The 19,582-nt window shown below is 69.9% G+C and carries 18 protein-coding genes; 12 read left to right on the top strand and 6 right to left on the bottom strand.

Features of this window, described 5'->3' with window-relative positions; translation table 11 throughout:
* The first annotated feature begins 218 nt into the window (after window positions 1-218).
* Complete coding sequence (locus AB0395_RS40315) at window positions 219-650, top strand: isochorismatase family protein (protein ID WP_366291006.1); 432 nt, start codon at window positions 219-221, stop codon at window positions 648-650.
* Window positions 651-899: 249 nt separating this feature from the next.
* Here the strand turns inward: AB0395_RS40315 and AB0395_RS40310 are convergent, their stop codons facing one another.
* The 4 genes from AB0395_RS40310 to AB0395_RS40295 form a co-directional block, all read right to left on the bottom strand.
* Window positions 900-1,829 carry a TauD/TfdA family dioxygenase gene (locus tag AB0395_RS40310; protein ID WP_366291003.1) on the bottom strand — a complete coding sequence of 310 codons (930 nt, stop codon included), beginning with the start codon at window positions 1,827-1,829 and terminating at the stop codon, window positions 900-902.
* Between the two features lie 29 nt (window positions 1,830-1,858).
* A complete protein-coding gene (locus AB0395_RS40305) occupies window positions 1,859-1,951 on the bottom strand; it encodes a putative leader peptide (RefSeq protein ID WP_366291001.1) in 93 nt (30 codons plus the stop codon).
* A 145-nt stretch (window positions 1,952-2,096) separates the two neighbouring features.
* Window positions 2,097-3,698: a monocarboxylate uptake permease MctP gene (mctP, locus tag AB0395_RS40300; protein WP_366290999.1), complete on the bottom strand. Its 1,602-nt coding sequence runs from the start codon at window positions 3,696-3,698 to the stop codon at window positions 2,097-2,099.
* Between the two features lie 4 nt (window positions 3,699-3,702).
* Window positions 3,703-3,864, bottom strand: a complete 162-nt coding sequence (locus AB0395_RS40295) for a DUF3311 domain-containing protein (RefSeq protein ID WP_366290996.1) — start codon at window positions 3,862-3,864, stop codon at window positions 3,703-3,705.
* Between the two features lie 442 nt (window positions 3,865-4,306).
* On the opposite strand from AB0395_RS40295, the gene AB0395_RS40290 reads away from it, so the two are divergent.
* Both AB0395_RS40290 and AB0395_RS40285 read left to right on the top strand, forming a co-directional pair.
* Window positions 4,307-4,822, top strand: a complete 516-nt coding sequence (locus AB0395_RS40290; protein WP_366290993.1) for a ribosomal protein L7/L12 — start codon at window positions 4,307-4,309, stop codon at window positions 4,820-4,822.
* An 84-nt stretch (window positions 4,823-4,906) separates the two neighbouring features.
* Window positions 4,907-5,821, top strand: coding sequence for an SDR family oxidoreductase (locus AB0395_RS40285; RefSeq protein ID WP_366290991.1), 915 nt, complete (start codon window positions 4,907-4,909; stop codon window positions 5,819-5,821).
* Window positions 5,822-5,846: 25 nt separating this feature from the next.
* On the opposite strand, the gene AB0395_RS40280 is transcribed toward AB0395_RS40285, so the two are convergent.
* Window positions 5,847-6,833, bottom strand: a complete 987-nt coding sequence (locus tag AB0395_RS40280; RefSeq protein ID WP_366290989.1) for a WYL domain-containing protein — start codon at window positions 6,831-6,833, stop codon at window positions 5,847-5,849.
* A 92-nt stretch (window positions 6,834-6,925) separates the two neighbouring features.
* Window positions 6,926-8,533: a CocE/NonD family hydrolase gene (locus AB0395_RS40275; RefSeq protein WP_366290986.1), complete on the bottom strand. Its 1,608-nt coding sequence runs from the start codon at window positions 8,531-8,533 to the stop codon at window positions 6,926-6,928.
* A 310-nt stretch (window positions 8,534-8,843) separates the two neighbouring features.
* Between AB0395_RS40275 and AB0395_RS40270 the strand changes: the two genes are divergently transcribed.
* The 9 genes from AB0395_RS40270 to AB0395_RS40230 all read left to right on the top strand — a co-directional run bounded on the left by AB0395_RS40270 (window position 8,844) and on the right by AB0395_RS40230 (window position 19,580).
* Window positions 8,844-10,988 (top strand): anthranilate synthase component I, encoded by a 2,145-nt coding sequence (locus AB0395_RS40270; protein ID WP_366290983.1) that lies wholly within the window; start codon window positions 8,844-8,846, stop codon window positions 10,986-10,988.
* Window positions 10,989-11,112: 124 nt separating this feature from the next.
* Window positions 11,113-12,270 carry an amidohydrolase family protein gene (locus AB0395_RS40265; protein WP_366290981.1) on the top strand — a complete coding sequence of 386 codons (1,158 nt, stop codon included), beginning with the start codon at window positions 11,113-11,115 and terminating at the stop codon, window positions 12,268-12,270.
* 186 nt (window positions 12,271-12,456) lie between these two features.
* Window positions 12,457-12,990, top strand: coding sequence for a MarR family transcriptional regulator (locus AB0395_RS40260; protein WP_366290979.1), 534 nt, complete (start codon window positions 12,457-12,459; stop codon window positions 12,988-12,990).
* Window positions 12,987-14,327 (top strand): MFS transporter, encoded by a 1,341-nt coding sequence (locus AB0395_RS40255; RefSeq protein ID WP_366290977.1) that lies wholly within the window; start codon window positions 12,987-12,989, stop codon window positions 14,325-14,327. The genes AB0395_RS40260 and AB0395_RS40255 overlap by 4 nt, the downstream gene beginning before the upstream one ends.
* Before the next feature lie 57 nt (window positions 14,328-14,384).
* The gene (gene thyX / locus AB0395_RS40250; protein ID WP_366290974.1) at window positions 14,385-15,110 is read left to right on the top strand and encodes an FAD-dependent thymidylate synthase; all 726 of its coding nucleotides are present in this window, start codon (window positions 14,385-14,387) and stop codon (window positions 15,108-15,110) included.
* 430 nt (window positions 15,111-15,540) lie between these two features.
* A complete protein-coding gene (locus AB0395_RS40245) occupies window positions 15,541-16,512 on the top strand; it encodes an ABC transporter substrate-binding protein (protein ID WP_366290971.1) in 972 nt (323 codons plus the stop codon).
* Window positions 16,513-16,516: 4 nt separating this feature from the next.
* Entirely contained in the window at window positions 16,517-17,329 is an 813-nt protein-coding gene (locus AB0395_RS40240; protein WP_366290969.1) for a siderophore-interacting protein, read from the top strand.
* Window positions 17,326-18,477, top strand: a complete 1,152-nt coding sequence (locus tag AB0395_RS40235) for an iron chelate uptake ABC transporter family permease subunit (RefSeq protein ID WP_366290967.1) — start codon at window positions 17,326-17,328, stop codon at window positions 18,475-18,477. The genes AB0395_RS40240 and AB0395_RS40235 overlap by 4 nt, the downstream gene beginning before the upstream one ends.
* Window positions 18,478-18,563: 86 nt before the next feature.
* Entirely contained in the window at window positions 18,564-19,580 is a 1,017-nt protein-coding gene (locus AB0395_RS40230; protein ID WP_366290964.1) for an iron chelate uptake ABC transporter family permease subunit, read from the top strand.
* Window positions 19,581-19,582: the final 2 nt, after the last annotated feature.

Below are 19,582 nucleotides of genomic sequence, written 5' to 3'. Positions count from 1 at the left end.
CCGATGGTACTGCACCGGGGACGGTGTGGGAGAGTAGGTCGCCGCCGGACAATCTTTTGAGGGAGGGTCACCTGTTTGGGTGGCCCTCCTTCTGCGTTTTTGAGGGTCACCCGGTTCGGGTGGCCCTTTTTGCGTTTTCCGGGCATTTCCCGGTTTCCCAGCCTCCCGGTTCCTCCATGTGATGAGCCATTTTCATCGTGAGCGGTCGTCCAAGTTTCATGCCGAGGTCGAACCGTACGCAGCACTCCAGCGACGAACTCAAGCGGAACAGCGAGGGCTGGCAGTACGTCCCGGAGTTGGTCCGCCGAGATTCCGAGCCTCTCGTTCACAAGACCTACGGTGACTCGTTCGAGGACACCGAGCTGGAGACGCTGCTCGCCGAGCGGGGGGTGGGCCGGCTCATCGTCACGGGCGCGCAGAGCGACGCGTGCGTCCGCTCGACCCTTCACGGGGCCTTCGTCCGTGGATACGACGTGACGTTGGTCGGCGACGCGCACACGACGGAAGACCTCAGCGCGTACGGCGCGCCGTCCCCGGACCAGGTGATCGCGCACACCAATCTCTACTGGCAGTGGCAGAGCGGACCCGGGCGCCGAGCCGGGACCGTCGACACGGAGAAGGTGACCTTCGCGGCGGGCGACGAGGGCTGAACCGTCCAGGAGAAGAGCCCGCTCCCACCGTTCTCTGAGAGCGAGTCCGGACTGGACGGCACTCGCAGGAGCCCATCGGTCCGTTGACGACGTTCGCGGACAAGGGATGCCAGGGCGCCGACGGCACGAACGACCTGATGAATGAATAAGCCCGCCCGGTGGAGGAGGAGCCGGGCGGGCTTGATCAGGAGGGGCGGGGTGGCCGGGGTTTTCTCCGGTGCGTTCGCGCCCGTTCGGGATGTGCAGGCGTCAGGCGGCGACGGGGGTGACGGGGGTGACGGGGGAGATGGGCGAGTAGTCCGAGGCGTCTCCGGTCAGGACCTTGCTTGGACGGCCGTCGATGCCCACCGGCAGGTCACCGGCGATGGTGACCCGGTGCAGGCGGCGCGGCTGCTGTCCGAAGTCGTGCACGACCCGGTGCTGGGTCGCCCGGTTGTCCCAGATCGCGACGTCGCCGGGTGCCCAGCGCCAGCGGACGGTGTTCTCGACCTGGGTGACCTGATCCTGGATCAGGCGGATCAGTGAGGCGGACACGTCACCCGGCAGGCCCACGATGCGCTTGGCGAAGTCGCCGAGCAGGATCGACCTTTCACCCGTCTCGGGGTGGACGCGGACGACGGGATGCTCGGTCTCGAAAGTGGTCGAGGCGAAGATCTCGGCGTACTCGCGCACCCGTTCGGGGTTGTCGGAGGTGGTGACCCGCGTGTAGTCGAACTGGTTGGTGTGTACGGCGCGCAGACCGTCGACCAGCTCGGCCACCTCCCGGGGAAGGTTCTCGTAGGCGGCCACCGTGCTGGCCCACAGGGTGTCGCCGCCCGCGGGCGGGACGACGACGGCTCGCAGCACCGAGGCCAGCGGCGGCCGGTCGACGAAGGTGACGTCCGTGTGCCACCGGTCGACCTTCTGGCCGTTGCTGTAGTCCAGGTCGAGGATGGGAGAGCCGTCGCTCAGGGCGGGGACGGTCGGGTGGGCGGTCGTCAGGGGGCCGAGCAGGGTGGCGAAGGCCACCTGGCCGAGCTCGTCGAGGTGGTCCTGGCCGCGGAAGAAGATCACTTTATGGCGGAGCAGCGCCGCCCGGATCTCCTTGACAGTCTCCGCTGGCAGCTCGCCACCGAGCTGGACGCCGGTTATCTCGGCGCCGATGCGCCCGGCCACGGGGGTGATGACGGGGGATGACATTGTGGGTTCCTTCCAGACGAGGATCTTTTTCAGGATCGAGGCCGGCTGGAAGGACACAGCGCGCTGGCCACGCGGCAGAGGTCCACGTGACCCCGTGTCGTGAGGTACAGCGGGGTGGTCACGTCTTCACGGTAGGTCTCCGCGCCGATAATTGTCAACTAATACGGTAGGTAATTAGGGTTATCCTGGTGACGCTCCGTCGTCTCCCGGAACCGCGGAGAATGGTCCGGCCCGCACCCGCTCGCGGGGTGCGAGCCGTACCGGATGTCAGTGGATGAGATCGAGCTCCTTGATCCGGGGGTCACCCTCGTCGGCGACGTAGTGGTCGGGACGGGTCGCGTCCTGGCCTTCGGCGAGCTTGGCCGCACGGGCGATGACCGTGCCCGCCGCGGCGACGAGCAGGTTGACGGCCAGGGCGAGGAGGCCCGCGTAGATCGTCATCTTGGTGTTCAGTCCCAGGTTCTCCAGCGGGAACGCGGATCCGGCGAAATGCTGTTTTCCGATGGCCGGGTTGCTGATGCCGTAGAGCAGCAGGACCCCGGTGGTCATGCCCGCGATCCACCCTGCGACCAGGCCGCTCCGGTGGAACCAGCGGGTGTAGAGGCCCAGTGCCACGGCCGGGAACGTCTGCAGGATGATGACGCCGCCGATGAGCTGGAGGTCGATGGAGAAGCCGGTGTCCAGGAACAGGATGAACAACACCGCGCCGACCTTGACCAGCAGTGAGGCGATCTTCGAGACCCGGGCCTCTTCCGCGTCGCTCGCGTCCGGTTTCACGAACTCCCGGTAGATGTTGCGGGTGAACAGGTTCGCTGCGGCGATCGACATGATCGCCGCGGGAACCAGCGCGCCGATGCCGATCGCCGCATAGGCCACGCCGGTGAACCAGTCGGGGAACATCTGGTCGAACAACTGCGGCACGATCGTGTTGTTGTCGGGCCTGCCCGCGGTCACGATCGGTTTCACCCCGGCTGCGATGGCCATGTAGCCCAGCAGCGCGATCAGGCCGAGCAGCAGGCTGTAGAGGGGGAGCGCCGACATGTTGCGCTTGATCACGTCGCGGTTCCTCGAGGCCAGCACGCCGGTGACGCTGTGCGGGTAGAGGAACAGGGCGAGCGCCGAGCCGAGCGCCAGGGTGACGTACTGCAGCTGGTTGTTGGCGTTGAGCAGGATGCCGTCACCCGGCGCGGGCGTGGCGGCGAACTTGGCCTGGGCCGCGTCGAAGATCGTGCCCCATCCGCCGAGCCTCAGCGGGATCACGACGACGGCGACCAGGATCACGATGTAGATCAGCGAGTCCTTGACGAAGGCGATCAGGGCCGGGGCGCGCAGGCCCGACTGGTAGGTGTAGGCGGCCAGGACGGCGAAGGCGATGACGATCGGCAGGTGTCCGCTGACCCCCATCGACTTCAGCACCGCCTCGATGCCGACGAGCTGGAGCGCGATATAGGGCATGGTCGCCACGATGCCGGTGATCGCGATGAGCAGTGCGAGCGTCGGGGAGCCGAAGCGGGCCCTGACGAAGTCGGCCGGTGTCACGAACCCGTGCACGTGCGAGACCGACCAGAGTCTGATCAGCACCAGGAACACGATCGGATAGGTGATGACCGTGTACGGCATCGCGAAGAACCCCGTCGCGCCCGCCCCCCACCGCCGGGCGGGCACGGCCACGAAGGTGTAGGCGGTGTAGAGGTCGCCGCCGATCAGGAACCAGGTGACCCACGAGCCGAAGCTCCGGCCGCCGAGCCCCCACTCGTCCAGGCTCGCGAGGCTGTGCGGGCGGCGCCAGTGCGCGGCCACGAAGCCCATGCCGCTGACGGCCAGGAAGAGCGCGGAGAAGATGACGATCTCGGTCAGGTGTGCGCTCACAGGTTCACCGCCTCCGCCTGGTCGCCCGGTGGACGACCGTCGTGCACGTGACGCCGACGGCGATGAAGGCGAGCTGGAGCCAGTAGAACCGTGGGAAGCCGAAAAGACGGGGATCGAGGGCGTTGTAGAGGAATGGTAGTAAAGGCAGGACGATTGGAACGATCAACAGCCAGTTCCACGGGCTGCGATCACTTCTTTCCTTTTCTGGAGTGGTCAACGCGGTCTCCTCGGAGTGGGGAGCGGACAGCCATATGCGACTGACTCCTTCGGCTGACCGGAAGCGTAATTACGCGATTGTTTCATTGCGATCACCGAGCGCCGAACGGGGCGCTTTACGCGGCGAACGGTAGGCAGGTCCGTGCTCCGTGGCCAGGAGAACGGGCTTTCTCATCTCATTCGGTGCGGAGGCCGGGCCCGGTCATGATGTCACGCGGCGCTGTCGTCGTGGCCGAGGATTACTCCGACGTCCACGCCCTCGCGATACCCCTCGAAGGGTAGGCTTTGAAACGGTTTCGAAACAGGGGAAAGTGGGAACGGCGGGACGGCCGATAGCCGAAACTCACTGGAAAAAGTGAGATCGTCGGCAAAGCCTGCAATAGCATCAGAAGATGCCGAATCTCGGGCCAACGGAGCTCCTCATCATCGGGCTGGTCGTCATCCTGGTCGTCGCCGGGGTCGCCGCCGGTCTCGTCCTGCTGGTACGGCTCGCCGCGCGTCCCTCCACATCCTTCTCGCCCGTCCCCCCTTCCGGTTCCGCCGGTCTTAAGGGTGATTCCGGTCCTGTCGGCCTGCAGGCCCAGGTCCAGTCGCTCCTCGGGCAGGGCAAGAAGATCCATGCCGTCAAACTCGTCCGGGAGCGGACCGGGCTCGGTCTCGCCGAAGCCAAGCGGTATGTCGACGATCTCGCCGCGGGCAGGCTCCAGACGCCCGCCCCCTTCCCCGGACACCTTTCGCACCCCGGCGGGCCGCCTCCCGAGCTCCCGCAGCGCGGCGGTGCCGACCTGGCCGATCGTGTCCGCGACCTCAAGGCCTCTGGTCGCGCGGAACAGGCCGTCTTCCTCGTCCGGGGCGAGACCGGCATGACCGAGCCCGACGCGTGGCGCTTCGTCGACTCGATCCATTGACCCCGGGGCACGGCGCTGCCCGGGGACAAGAAGGCCGAGAAAACATGACATGAGATGTCCTCTTTCCCGGGCAGAGTCGGTCGTATGGACAAGACACTGCAGGAGAAAGTCGCCCTGGTCGCCGGGGCGACGCGGGGAACGGGCAGGGCGATTGCGACGGCGCTGGGGGCGGCGGGGGCCACGGTCTACTGCACGGGCAGGACCACCCGCGAGCACCGCTCGGAGATGAACCGTTCCGAGACCATCGAGGAGACGGCCGAGCTGGTGACGCGCGCCGGTGGCCAGGGCATCGCCGTCCAGGTGGATCACCTGGAGTCCGAGCAGGTGCGCGGGCTGGTCGAGCGGATCGGGCGCGAGCGGGGAAGGCTCGACCTGCTCGTCAACGACATCTGGGGCGGCGACCCGCTCGCGGCCTGGAACACCCCGCTCTGGGAGCACTCGCTGACCGACGGCCTGCGCCTGCTCAGGCTGGCGATCGACACCCACGTCATCACCAGCCACCATGCGTTGCCCCTGCTCACCAGCAACCCCGGAGGCCTGGTGATCGAGGTGACCGACGGCACCGCCGAGTACAACGCCGCCAACTACCGCGTCTCGTTCTTCTACGACCTGGCCAAGGTCTCGGTGAATCGCCTGGCCTTCTCCCAGGCCCACGAGCTCAAGCCGTACGGCTGCGCCGCGGTCTCGCTCACACCGGGCTGGCTGCGCTCGGAGATGATGCTGGAGCACTACGGCGTCACCGAGGCCACCTGGCGCGACGCCCTGGCGAAGGAGCCGCATTTCGCTATCTCGGAGTCACCCGCCTACACGGGACGCGCGGTCGTCGCGCTGGCCGGGGACGAGGACCGTGACCGCTGGTCGGGGCAGTCCCTGTCCAGTGGGCAGCTGGCCCAGATCTACGGCTTCACCGACGTGGACGGCAGCAGGCCGGACGCCTGGCGCTACATCGTCGAGGTCCAGGACAGGGACAGGCCCGCCGACGTGACCGGATACCGCTGAGCACGCGGGCCGTCCCGGTCCCGGGTCACGGGCCGGTGCCGTGGGGCGCGGTCTCCTGCGCGGGCATGCCGTACAGGCGGCACAGGCGCGCGGTCGCGTCGGCCACGCGCTCGCGCAGGCCGGGCGGATCGATGACCTCGGCCTCGGGGCCGAACCTGAGGATCTGGTGGTAGGCGACCTCCAGCGACTCGACGGGCAGGGACACCGTGACCAGGCCCTGCCCGTCCGGCTCCCCCGCCGAGGCGAGGGCCTCGTCGACGGCCGCCGGGTCGGCGAGGACGGGAAGCGCGCGAAGGCCCTCCTGGCTGAGCCGTACCGTCACGCGCGTGGTGAGCAGGGAGCGGGCGAAGTCGGCGGCGCGTTCGTCCCAGAAGGCGGCCAGGTCGAAGCCGCGGTCCCGATCGAAACGCCGTTCCGAGTGGATCTCGACCTCGGCGAAGCGATCCACCCGGTAGATCGCGGAGCGGGTCGCCAGGTACCAGACCCCGGCCTTGAGCACCAGTCCGTACGGCTCAAGCGTCCGGCGGGCTCCTCGGTAGAGGGCCGTCACCGGATGGTCGCCCCACACCGCCCTGGCCAGCGGCACCAGCGCCTCGGGGGATGGCTTTCCTCGGGCGAACCAGCCGGGTGCGTCCAGGTGGAAGCGTTGCGCGGCGCTCTCGTGGGCGTCGCGCGAGCCCGGCGGCAGCGCGGCCGACGCCTTGAGCCGCGCCGTGGCCGCCACCTCGCCCAGTCCCATCTCCCGCAGGGCCTGCGGCACACCGGACAGGAACAGCGCCTGGGCCTCCGCCCTGTCGAGACCCGTGAGGCGGGTGCGGTACCCCTCGAGCAGGCGGTATCCGCCGCCCCTGCCGCGATCGGCGTAGACCGGGATCCCGGCCCCAGACAGGGCCAGCACGTCCCGGTGGACGGTCCGTTCTGAGACCTCCAGCTCCCTGGAGAGCTCGGCGGCGGTCATCCCACCTCTGGCCTGGAGCAGCAGCACCAACGACATCAACCTGGCCGCGCGCACCTACCGACCCTAACCCGCCCGCCGCCTTCCGGGGGGTTCCGGGAGTTCCCGCCAGGGCCGTCCTCCTCCCGGAGTCGGGCATGAGGCGACGCTCAGCCGGTCACCAGCGGCAGCACGACGGCGGAGGGACGCGCCGGATCGTGGAAGACCTCGTGCTCCGAGGCGACCATCGCGCTGCCGGTACCCAGGGGCTCGCCGGTACCGAGGTTGCGGGCGATGCGGGGATAGGCGCCGCCCGCGATCTGTAGGCGGACGCGGTGGCCCCTGCGGAAGCGGTGACCGATCGGCCACAGGTCCACCTGGACGTGGCGGACGCCGTCGGGCCCCGCCTGGGGGTTGCCGGGCGTCAGACGGCGCACGCCGTCGCATACGTCATAGGAGGCGCCGTCCGGATGCACGTCACAGACCCGGACCACCACGTCGGCGTGTTCGGTGCTCGTCTTGATGTACAGGTCGGCGCGGACCGGGCCGACCATGTCGGTGTCCTCACGCAGCTCGGGACCCGTGTAGACGAGCACGTCGCGCCGGGCCTCGAGGCGCCGGTTGTCGCGCGGCTCCGAGTTGCCCAGCAGGACCGGGCCGCCCAGCGCCGGGGTCGGGTGCGAGGGGTCGTAACGGTACCGGTCGGGTTCGCCGTCGCGGGGATTGTCCGGCGCCAGTGCGAGACCGGGCAGCAGATGCCAGCGCTGTTCCCGCATGCCGGGCACCGGCCAGTCGGGATAGTCGCGCCACTCCTCCGCACCGGTGACGTACAGCCTGACCGGCTGCGCGCGCAGCCCGGAGAGGTCGCCGAGCAGATGGGCCCTGAACCAGGCCAGCGCGTCGGCGTTGGCCGCCCTGCCGTGCCGGATGTCCGCGTGGTACCACGGCCCGATCGTCAGGTAGGGGCGCCTGCCCGCGGCCCGCATCGCCGTGTAGTCCTTGATCTGCCACGGCAGGAACACGTCGTACCAGCCGCCGACCATGGTGACCGCCGCCTCGACCTCGCCGACCGAGGCGGAGAAGTCGCGCATGGCCCAGTAGGTGCCGGGGTCGGCGTGGTGGGTCAGCAGTTCCTGGAAGAACGGCAGGCCTCGCCCGGCGGACAGCACGTCCATCTCCCCGACGGGCCGCCCGGACAGCGCCGCCCGTCTGGTCTTGCGCGGCGCGAGGAACGCGGCGGCCCCGCCGAGCGGGCTGTCGATCGAGGAGGTCAGCGTGGTCCACATCAGCGACGACTCCAGCGCGAACGCCCCGCCCACGTAGGCGGCGTCGCGGAACTGGGAGGCGGTCACCGAGGTCGCCATGGCCTTCAGGTCGGGACCGGCGAACGGGGCGATCGCCCACTGGGTGTAGCCCAGGTAGGAGGGGCCGTGCGTCGCGAGGCTTCCGCCGTACCAGGGCTGGGCGCGCAGCCAGGCCAGCGTGGCCAGCCCGTCGTCGTGCTCGTCGCCAAGCGGGTCGAGCATGCCGCCGGACCCGAATCCGCCCCGGCAGCTCTGCAGGATGACCTGGAACCCCTGGCGGGCGAACGTCCGGCCGTAGGCCAGCCCGAACATCCCGCGCCTGCCGTACGGCGAGCGGACCAGGATGGTCGGCGGGCGCTCGATGCCGACCGGCGCGTAGCGGTCGGCCAGAAGCGTGACCCCGTCGCGCATCGGCACCGGGAGGTCGCGCTGGACCGTGACCCGCTGAACGGCCCGCGGCCATGTGATCGCCATGCGCCCCTCCTCGCCTGGCTTCCTACCAGCCGGTAACAGAACCGGCTTCCTACCTACTGGTAACAGAAAAGGATGCGTGCTGGCTACAGGTTTTCGCCACGCCTGCTTCGCGGGTACGTTGCATGATCACAGGTCTCGCCGGTAGTCTTTGGGCATGCGATACCCCGACACCCTTCAGTGGTGGCGCCGCTTCTAGGCGGCGCAGGTTTCGCATTCGCGAGAGCAGACAGACGGCCGCCCCGGAGAGGCGGCCTTTTCTGCGTCCGCCGCCTCTTTGAGGGCATCAGGAAAATCAAGGGGCGAGGTAGCAGTGGAGACGACGAGTGGATATACCACCGCGGGCGGCGTAGAGGTCGAGGTAACCGCCTCCGATGTGCCCGAGACGGTGCTGGAGGACGTCGTCACGACGCTCGGCGAGCGCCGCGGCGGCGTGCTCTCCTCGGGGATGGAGTATCCCGGTCGCTACAGCCGATGGCACCTCGCCTACGTCGACCCGTGCCTGGAGATCGTGGCCAGGGGCCGCAGGATCTCCGCCCGCGCGCTGAACGCGCGCGGCAGGGTCGTCCTGCCCGCCGTCGCCTCCTGCCTGCTCGCCGCGGGCAAGCCCACCGGTGAGCCGACCGCCGACCACGTCGAGGTCCACGTCCCGGAGTCGGAGGACATCCTCCCCGAGGAACTGCGCAGCCGCCGCCCCACCGTCTTCACCGCGATCCGCGAGGTGATCGCGGCGTTCAAGGGCGAGGACGAGCACCTGGGCCTTTACGGCGCCTTCGGATACGACCTGGCCTTCCAGTTCGAGCCGATCAGGCAGGTCCTCACCCGGCCGCAGGGCCAGCGCGACCTCGTCCTGCACCTGCCCGACCGGGTGATGGTCATCGACCGCAAGAGGGAGACCAGCAAGGAGTTCCGCTACGAGTTCACCGTGGACGGCGTCTCCACCCGCGGTCTCGATCGCGAGGGGGAGAACGTCCCGCTGCCTCCCGCCCCCGCTGAGATCCCCGCCGACCCGGAGAGGGGCACGTACGCCAAGGTCGTCGCCGCGGCCAAGGAGAAGTTCGCCCGCGGTGACCTGTTCGAGGTCGTCCCGGGCCAGGTCTTCCACGCGGCCTGCACCGACCCGGCCGCCTTCTACCGGGGCCTGCGCAAGGTCAACCCCGCGCCGTACGAGTTCCTGTTCAACCTCGGCGAGGACGAGCACCTGGTCGGCGCCTCCCCGGAGATGTACGTCAGGGTCAGCGGCGACCGCGTCGAGACCTGCCCGATCTCCGGCACCATCGCCCGCGGCAGCAACCCGATCGAGGACGCCGAGGCGATCCGCACCCTCCTGTCCAGCGTGAAGGAGGAGTCGGAGCTGACCATGTGCACCGATGTGGACCGCAACGACAAGTCCCGCATCTGCGTCCCCGGAACCGTCCAGGTCATCGGGCGGAGGCAGATCGAGATGTACTCACGGCTGATCCACACCGTCGACCACATCGAGGGACGCCTGCGCCCCGAGTTCGACGCGCTGGACGCCTTTCTCACCCACATGTGGGCCGTCACCGTCACCGGCGCCCCCAAGACCTGGGCGATGCAGTTCATCGAGGACCACGAGGCAACGACCAGGCGCTGGTACGGCGGAGCGGTCGGCTACATCGGCTTCGACGGCTCGATGAACACCGGCCTCACCCTGCGCACCGCGCAGATCCGCGGCGGCGTCGCCACCGTCAGGGCCGGAGCCACGCTGCTCTTCGACTCCGACCCCGAGGCGGAGGAGCGGGAGACCGAGCTCAAGGCCAGTGCCCTGCTCGGAGCCCTGGCCGCGGTCGGTGCCGTCCGGTCCGCGGAAGTCGTGCCGGAGCAGGCCGCAGAGCGGCCGGGCGAGGGCATGAAGGTGCTGCTCGTCGACCACGAGGACTCCTTCGTCAACACGCTGGCCGACTACTTCCGCCAGCAGGGCGCCGAGGTCGTCACGCTCAGGCACGGTTTCCCGGTGAGCATGATCGACGAGATCGCGCCGTCGCTCGTGGTGCTGTCGCCGGGACCCGGCTGGCCCTCCGACTTCGGCCTCTCCGGGCTGGTCGAGGCGCTCTACGAGCGGGACCTGCCGGTCTTCGGCGTCTGCCTCGGCCTGCAGGGCATGGTCGAGCAGGCGGGCGGCACGCTCGAACTGCTGTCCTACCCCGAGCACGGCAAGCGGGGCCGGGTCAAGCGGATCGGCGACAGCGCGCTGCTCGACGGCCTCCCCGAGGAGTTCACCGCCGCCCGCTACCACTCCCTGCACGCCAAGCAGCCGGGCGTCGCCGGTTTCACCGCCACCGCCCTCACCCCGGACGGCGCGGTCATGGCGATCGAGGACGTGGCACGGCGGCGTTTCGCGGTGCAGTTCCACCCCGAGTCGATCCTCACCGCGGAGGGCGGGGCCGGGGCCAGGATCATCGCCAACGTGCTGAGGCTCTGCCGCGCCTCTGCCTAAAGGCCCGCGAGGTCACGCTCGGTAGTCGTAGAGTGCTGCTCCTGGTGTGAGGCTGGTGTCAGGCCGCGGGCGGATCGGTGCTGCCGGTCCGCTCGCGGTCGCGGCGGTCCTGGGAGGAGACGGCATGAGAGCGGGCGACGCGCTCGTCGAGCTGCCCGACGCTGTGCGAGAGGCCGTGCTGGCCCCGCTGGTCGACCACCACTGCCACGCGGTGCGCCGCGACGACTTGACGCGGGCCCGCTTCGAGACGCTCATCACCGAGGCCGGTGCCCCCGCACCGCCGGGTGCGACCCACTTCGACACCCCGGCGGGCCTTGCGGTGCGCCGCTGGTGCGCGCCGGTCCTGGACCTGGACCCGCACGTGCCCCCTGCCGTCTACCTGGCGCGTAGGGCCGAACTCGGCGCGGCGGAGGTCAACCGGCGGCTGCTGTGCGAGGCCGGGATCGTGGCCTTCCTCGTCGACACCGGGCTCAATGGCCCCGAGTTGCTGTCCACGGCGGAGATGGGCCGCCTCGGCGGCGCCGCGGCCGACGAGATCGTCCGGATAGAGCAGGTCGAGCGGGACGTCGCGGCCTCCGCCGTCTCCGGCGTCTCCTACATCGTGGACCTCAACGACGGCCTCGCCGCCATGGCAGCCCGTGCCGTCGGCCTCACCTCGGTCATCGCCTATCGGAACGGGCTGGATTTCGACCCGGCGAGGCCGAGCAGGGGAGCGGTGATCGCCGCGGCCAACCGGCGCCTGGCCGACCCGGAAGAGAGCCTCTGCGACCCCGTGCTGCTGCGTCACCTGCTCTGGGCGGCCGTCGACGTGGCCAGAGACCGCAACCTGCCGCTGCAGTTCCACACCGGTTACGGCGCCCCCGGCCTCGACCCGCACCGCACGGACCCGGCGCTGATGACCGGCTTCATCCGGGCGACGCAACCGATCGGCGTGCCCGTCGTCCTGCTGCACTGCCATCCGTTCCACCGCCAGGCGGCCTACCTCGCCGCCACCTTCCCGCACGTTTACGTGGACGTCGGTTTCGCGCCCGCCCACACCGCGGCCGAAGCCGCCACGGTCGTCGGGCGGCTGCTCAACCTCGTCCCGTTCCACAAGCAGCTGTTCGGCTCCGACGGCCACGGCGTCGCCGAGACCTGCCATCTGAGCGCGCTCCAGTATCGGCGAGGCCTGGCGGGGGCGCTGGCCGTACGGCTGGCGGCGGGGGAGTGGAGCGTCTCCGACGCCGTACGGGTCGCCCACATGATCGGCTCTGGCAACGCCCGCCGCATCTACCACCTCTAGCACTCCGGTGACACTTTACGAGCTTCGGCAGATGGTGGGCGCCCATGTCCGTGGGCTGCCGGTCGACATCGGGCGTAAGAACTGAACGCCCAGCCCACGATCCGGTTTCGATGTTCCTCAGACCCTGGTCGTGCCCCTGGGCGCTTTATGTGAGCACTTATATATAAGTGCTGTTATATTAGTGCTGTGACATCTTTGGATCCCACTGCGTCGCCTGGGCGATGGGATGCGCTTCACGTCCTGCTGGCCGCCCTGGATGCCCAGATCGAATCTGTGTACGTCGAGCGAGGCATCGAGGGAGTCCGTCCCCGGTTCGCCTATCCCCTGATCCGCCTCGCGCATACCGGGCCGCTGACGATCCGCGAACTGGCGGACTCGCTGGGCCGCTCGCACTCCGCGATGAGCCAGACGCTCACGGCCATGCGACGTGAGGGACTGGTCGATTCCGAGCTAGGTACCGACGCCCGCACGCGCCGCATCACCCTGACCGACCGCGGCCGCGCGCTCATCCCCTTCCTCGAGGCCGAGTGGCGCGCGACCGAGGCCGCCGTCGCCGAGCTCGACGACGAGATCCCCCATGCGCTCAGCGCTGTCGTCGCCGAGCTGGAGCGTGCGCTGGAACGGCGACCCATGCGACATCGGATCCTCGCCCACCTTGATGAGCCTTTTGCCGACCCGACGCCCGCGGCTACTTCCACGCCCGCGGAGCCGTGCTCGTGACCTGGCGCGAACGGCTGATCGATGTCCGTCCCCTCCGCGCCAGTCAGCCGTTCCGTGACCTGTGGATCGGGTCCTCCCTGGCCTCGATCGGTCAGCAGATCGCCGGTGTGGCCGTCCTTCTGCAGGTCTGGGACCTCACTCACAGCCCGCTCTGGACCGGTGCCATCGGCCTTGCCACGGCCGTACCTCTCCTCGTCCTCGGACTGGTCGGCGGATCACTGGCCGACGCCGTCGACCGCAGGACCCTCGTCCGTACCACCACCGCTGGCCAGGTGCTGGCAGCCGTAGGCCTCGTGGCGCAGGCCGCCGCGGGAAACCGGTCGGTCCTTCTGCTGCTCGCCCTGGTCGCCGTACAGTCCGGCTGCGCGGCGCTCGGAGCCCCGGCCTGGCGCACCTTCCCTGTCCGGTTGCTTCCCGCTGAGCAGGTCGCCGCCGGGCTCGCCCTGCAGAACGTCGCCTTCCAGGCCTCCATGCTCGTCGGGCCCGCCCTCGCCGGCATCGTGCTCGCACAGTGGCACTACCCCGCCGCGTACGCGATCCAAGCCCTTGCCGGCGTCGCGTCGCTGATCGCCGTGGTTCGACTACCTCCGATGGCCGCCCTGCGCACCGACAGCGACCGGCAACCCGGGTACGGCGCGCGTCAACGTCGCGGCCCAGCCCGAGGAGGCTGGCGAATCATCCTTCAGCGCCCCGCCCTGTGGGGCTCCTTCGCCGCCGACCTCGCCGCCACCGTCCTGGCGATGCCGATCGCGATCTTCCCCCTGATCAACGAGATCCGCTTCGAGGGCAACCCCCGGACCCTGGGGTTTTTTCTCTCCGCGATCGCAATCGGCGGGCTCGGCGCAGGCTTGCTCTCCGGGACCGTCACCCGGCTACACCGCAGCGGCCTCGTCCAGCTCGTCGCAGCCACGGTTTGGGGTCTTGCCCTCGCCGGCTTCGGCCTGGCCGGACCCCTCTGGCTCGCCCTCTGCTGCCTCGCGATCGCCGGTGCGGCCGACACCGTCGCCGTGGTCACACGAGGCGCACTGGTCCAGTTCGAGACACCCGACCATTACCGGGGGCGGGTCTCCTCGGTCGAGCACGTCATCGGCATCGCCGGCCCCGAGGTCGGCAACTTCCGCGGAGGACTTCTCGCCTCCCTCACGTCCGCACCCATGGCGCTCGTCGCAGGCGGCCTGGCAGCCGCGCTCACCGTTGTCACCGTAGGTATGATCAACCGCCCCCTGCGCGATTACCGTGCCCCGTCCGAGCACGAAGACTCGCCACCCCCCGAAGCGGCGGCTCCTCCAAGCGAGCCTGCCCCGGAGCGCCCGCCGCCATGTCGCGCGAAGCGGTGACCGAGGTCGGCGGTAGGGTTGACCCCGCCCGATCCCCGACACAGGAAGGTCCCGCCCGTGGACGACAGTCAGCCCCGCTTCCTTGACGACGTCACCGTTGAGCTGGTCAAGCACAGCGCCTCGGACTCAGACGTGCTCTGGGCGGCCCGGGTGTCGACCGCGGGGGAGCAGTCCATCGAGGAGCTTCACAAGGATCCCGAGCGCTCCAAGGGCCTGATCAACTTCCTGATGCGCGACCGCCACGGCAGCCCCTTCGAGCACAACTCCATGACCTTCCTGGTCAGGGCCCCGATCTTCGTCTTCCGTGAGTTCCATCGCCACAGGGTCGGATGGTCCTACAACGAGGAAAGCGGGCGTTACCGCGAGCTTCAGCCTGATTTCTACGTGCCCGGCCCCGAGCGGAAGCTGGTGCAGGAGGGGCGCCCCGGCAAGTACGTCTTCGTCGAGGGCAGCGAGGAGCAGCACAAGATCGTGACCGAGGCGATGGAGGCGGCCTACCGGCAGTCCTACGCCGCCTACCAGGAGATGCTGGGGGCCGGAGTCGCCCGCGAGGTGGCCAGGGCCGTGCTGCCGGTCGGCCTGTTCTCCTCGATGTACGCCACGTGCAACGCCCGCTCCCTGATGCACTTCCTGTCGCTGCGCACCAAGAACGAACAGGCCAGGGTGCCCTCGTTCCCCCAGCGGGAGATCGAGATGGTCGCGGAGAAGATGGAAGCCGCCTGGTCGGCCCTCATGCCCCTGACCCACGCGGCCTTCGTGGCCAACGGCAGGGTGGCCCCCTAGCTTTTGCTTTCACCCGGCCGCGGGTGGTTCTCGCTCTCAGCGTCGGGGCGGCCCGGGGTCGTTGTCAGCATGGCGCCGGCGGACGAGGCCGGTGACGTGTCCAGCAGTGGGGCGGCGACGATGACGGCGCTGGTCGGGGGGCGCTCGACGTTCATGAATTCACTTTCTTCACGTGACTCTTGGTCATCGCTCCATGTCTTTGGGCGCGTGTCGCAGGGCCTTCGCGGTGACCGTCGCGGCCGGACTGTCATCTGAGGGCGAGGAAGGCGAAAGCGGCGGGTAATCGGTCACGCCGCGAGTGGCGCGTGCCCGGCGTGGCCCCTGATCTCCGGTGGGAGGTGGGGGCATGGTGTCAAATGTGACATTTGCAAATTGACATCCGGGGGATCATGCGCAAACTTAAGTAAGCCTTACCTAATATTGGAGCGACATGACCGCCGACCTGATGCGCCGCCGTGTGACCGCGAGCCTGTCCGCCTGCGCGCTCGCGGTGCTGACCGCGTGCGGCTCCAACGTCGCCGTCCCCGCATCGATGACTCCCTCCGCCGTGGCCGACCGTGTCATCGAGGCGACCAACGGGAAGATCACCGTGCCGGGCGACGTCAGGCGGATCGTCTCGATCTCCTACGCCACGGGCGCCCTGCTCGATCTCGGGGTGCAGCCGGTGGGCACCAGCGCGATCGACGAGAACAACCCGATGGAGTTGCTGCCCTCGCAGGTCGAGGCGGCCAAGAGGATCGAGTCCATCGGCTCGGGAATCGAGACCAATATCGAGAAGGTGGCCTCACTCGACCCCGATCTCATCATCGTGGAGGGCGCGACCGCCTTCGATTGGGGCGTCAAGAAACTCGAAGGCATCGCACCGACCCTCTACTTCGGCATCAAGACCCCGCCGGACCTCCTGGAGGCCCAGCGGAAAATCGCCACAGCCGTCGGTAGGGATGCCGAGTTCGCCAAACTCAAGGCCGACTACGAGGCCAAGGCCGCGCACATCAAGAGCGCCTACGCCGACAAACTGGCCACCGTGAAGTGGGCCGTCGCCTCCTCCTACGGTGGTGGCGAGTTCCTCGTCGACACCCGTACCTCGTGGGTCGGACGGGTCCTGGCCGACGCCGGGGCCACGTTCTCCGCCGCCTCCGACGACGGCAAGGAGCACGAGGTCACCTACTCCGACGAGAAGATCAGCGTGCTGGCCGACGCCGACGTGATCCTCGTGCCGAGGATGTTCGCCACCGGCGAGGTGCCGCAGGAGACACGCGACCTCATGGCCAAGCCCGCCTGGAAACTCCTCAAGGCCGACAAGGCCGGCAAGGTGCTGCCGATCACCTACGCCACCACCGACAGGTACGGCACCTCGATCGACGTGCTCGACCAGATCGCGACCATCCTGAAGGGCCTGTAGGGCGATGAGCCTGCCACGCACCACGATCGTCCGGCACCCCCTCGTCTACCGGGTGCTGGAGGTCAAACGGGTCAGGCGGATCACTCCGGGCACGGTACGGATCACACTGGGAGGCCGGGAACTGGCCGATTTCAGGGAGCAGGCGCCCACCGACCACGTGAAACTGTGCTTCGCCGAGCCCGGCGCCGATTTCCCGGTCCCGCCGACGATCGAGAACGACACCTGGGTGGACGCTCCCGTCGAGCCCGTCACCCGTGACTACACGGTCCGTCACCACCGGCCCGACGTCCTCGAACTGGACGTGGACATGGTCCTGCACGGTGACGGTGTCGGCTCGGCCTGGGCGGAGCGGGCCGAGCCCGGCATGCGGCTGGGCGTGCTCGGCCCCCGCGGCTCTGAGGTGCTGCCCCTGACCCACGACTGGTACCTGCTGGCCGCGGAGGAGACCGCGATCCCCGCGCTGGGCCGCTGGCTGGAGATGCTCCCCGCCGGTGTCAGGGTCATCGCGTTCGCCGAGGTCGCCGGACCTCAGGAGGAACAGGACCTCGCCACGGCGACCGACCTGACGTTGACCTGGTTGCACCGAGGCGCCGCGGCTCCCGGGACGAGTGACCTGCTGGAGCGGGCCATCCGTGCCGTCGAGTTCCCGCCGGGCATCGGTTTCGCCTGGGTCGCGGGCGAGGCCACCACGCTCAAGCCGATCCGTCGTCACTTGCGCCATGAGCGTGGCCTGGCCAAGGAGCAGGTAGACGTCGACGGCTACTGGAAACGCGGGACGGCCGACCACGACCACCACGAGGACGACGAAGCCGAGTGACCGAGTCCGACCCGCGGGTGGCCCGGCAGGACTCGGCAGCGGCCGCCGCGACGACTCCTCGTCTGCTTTCCGGCGTACCCGTACCGGCTTCCGGCCACCCCGTGCCCGCCGGGCCCACCCCCGATTCGGCCGGGCGGCAGGGCGAGTGGGGCGGCAGGCGGCTCGTGCCGGGGCTCGCCTGCTGCCTGGCCGTACTCGCGCTGCTCGCCGTGGCGGGCATCGCGGTCGGGGCCAAGGACGTCGCGCCCGCCGACGTACTGCGGGTCCTGTTCACTCACGCCCCCGCCGACGACGACTGGATCGTCGTGCACACCTCTCGCCTGCCCCGCACGCTGCTCGGCATCGCCGTGGGCGCGTCCCTCGGGCTGGCGGGCTGCCTGATGCAGGCCCTCACCCGCAATCCGCTGGCCGACCCCGGCCTGCTCGGCGTCAACGGCGGCGCGGCGGCCGCGGTGGCGGGCGCGACCGCGCTGCTGGATCTGCGTACCTTCACCGCCTACGTGTGGTTCGCGTTGCTCGGCGCGGTGGTGGCGGCGGTCGCGGTCTACCTGCTCGGCGGCATGGGCGGATCCAGCGCGACCCCGGTCCGGCTGGCACTGGCGGGCACCGCGACGACCGCGGTGCTCACCTCGCTGGTCAGCGGGCTCATCCTGCTCGACCCGCTGACGCTCAACCGGTTCCGCTTCTGGCAGGTCGGCACCTTCGGCGGAATCGACGCCGGTGTGACGGCACAGGTGGCGCCGTTCCTCGGCGTCGGCGCGCTGCTGGCGTTCGCCCTGGCCCGCTCACTCAACACGATGAGCCTCGGCGCCGATACGGCGCGCGCCCTCGGCACGAGCCCGGCTCGCGTGACCGCGCTGGGCCTGCTGACGGTCACGCTGCTGTGCGGGGCGTCCACGGCGGCGGTCGGTCCGATCGCCTTCGTCGGCCTGGCCGTACCCCATGCCGCCCGCTTTCTCGCCGGGTCCGACCTGCGCTGGAACCTGCCCTACGCGGCGGTGCTCGGCGCGGTCGCGGTGCTGGCCGCCGACGTCGCGGGCCGGGTGCTGCTTCGCCCCGAGGAACTGGAGGCGGGTGTGGTCGCCGCTTTCCTGGGTGCTCCCCTGTTCATCGCGCTGGTCAGGCGCAGAAAGCTCGCAGAGCTGTGAAACCCGGCCGAGCAGCCGTCCCCGCCTCCGTGCCCGGGACCTCGCCGTACCGGGTGAACGGGCCCCTGCCAGGACCGCGCCCGCCGGTGGGCCGGTCACGCGCGCGAGCCGTACGGCGCACCGCGACGGTCTGCCTCGCGCTCGCCGTCGCCCTGGTGGCCGTCGCTGCCTACACGCTGGCCACCGGCGACTACCCGCTGCCGCTGGAGGAGGTGCTGCGGATCCTCGGCGGTGCTGGCAGGCGCGCGCAACGTTACGTCGTCACGCAGGTGCGCCTGCCCCGCGTCCTGACCGCGACGCTCGTGGGACTGGCGCTGGGCGCGGCGGGCGCGCTGTTCCAGAGCCTGGCCCGCAACCCGCTGGGCAGCCCCGACGTCATCGGTTTCACGGTCGGCTCGGCGACGGGAGCGCTCGTGGCCATCCTCGTCATCGGCGCCGGTCCGGCCGCCGTCGCCGGGGGATCAGTCGCGGGAGGCGCGCTCACCGCGGCCGTCGTGTACCTCCTGGCCTGGAACGGCGGCGTGCGCGGCTACCGGCTGGTGCTCGTCGGCATCGGCGTCAGCGCGCTGCTGGCCTCGTTCAACGCCTACCTGCTGGCCAAGGCGTCGTTCGGCGACGCCCAGAGCGCCGCGGTGTGGCTGACCGGCAGTCTGAACGGGCGCGGCTGGGAGCACGTCCGGCCACTGCTGGTGGTCCTGGTCGTGTCGCTGCCCGTCGCGACGGGGCTCGGCAGGCCGCTGCGGGCGCTGGAGCTGGGCGAGGACGTCGCGACCGGGCTGGGCGTGCCGCTGGAGCGGGTCAGGGCCTGCGTGATGGTGACCGGGGTCGTCCTCACCGCGTCCGCGACGGCCGCCGCCGGCCCGGTCGCCTTCGTCGCGCTGGCCGCGCCACAGGTCGCCAGGCGGCTGACCCGGTCGGCGGGGCCCGGTGTCACCGCGTCCGCGCTGACCGGCGCGGTCATGCTGACCGTCAGTGATCTGGCGGCCCAGCGGCTGCTCGCCCCCACCCAGCTTCCGGTCGGTGTGCTGACCGGCGTGGCGGGCGGCTGCTATCTGATCTGGCTGCTGGCGCGGCAATGGCGCACCGAACGTACCGGCAGGTGATG

The sequence above is a fragment of the Streptosporangium sp. NPDC051023 genome (genome assembly GCF_040689595.1).
Classification (GTDB): Bacteria; Actinomycetota; Actinomycetes; order Streptosporangiales; family Streptosporangiaceae; genus Streptosporangium.
The sequence above is the reverse complement of the archived record's forward strand: the minus strand, read 5'-3'. Positions and strand labels throughout refer to the sequence as shown.

Excerpts from the sequence above, each read along its gene's own strand:
- AB0395_RS40315 (WP_366291006.1), top strand. The coding sequence starts at position 219 with ATGCCGAGGTCGAACCGTACGCAGCACTCCAGCGACGAACTCAAGCGG.
- AB0395_RS40310 (WP_366291003.1), bottom strand. The coding sequence starts at position 1,829 with ATGTCATCCCCCGTCATCACCCCCGTGGCCGGGCGCATCGGCGCCGAG.
- AB0395_RS40290 (WP_366290993.1), top strand. The coding sequence starts at position 4,307 with ATGCCGAATCTCGGGCCAACGGAGCTCCTCATCATCGGGCTGGTCGTC.
- AB0395_RS40285 (WP_366290991.1), top strand. The coding sequence starts at position 4,907 with ATGGACAAGACACTGCAGGAGAAAGTCGCCCTGGTCGCCGGGGCGACG.
- AB0395_RS40275 (WP_366290986.1), bottom strand. The coding sequence starts at position 8,533 with ATGGCGATCACATGGCCGCGGGCCGTTCAGCGGGTCACGGTCCAGCGC.
- AB0395_RS40265 (WP_366290981.1), top strand. The coding sequence starts at position 11,113 with ATGAGAGCGGGCGACGCGCTCGTCGAGCTGCCCGACGCTGTGCGAGAG.
- AB0395_RS40245 (WP_366290971.1), top strand. The coding sequence starts at position 15,541 with ATGACCGCCGACCTGATGCGCCGCCGTGTGACCGCGAGCCTGTCCGCC.
- AB0395_RS40240 (WP_366290969.1), top strand. The coding sequence starts at position 16,517 with ATGAGCCTGCCACGCACCACGATCGTCCGGCACCCCCTCGTCTACCGG.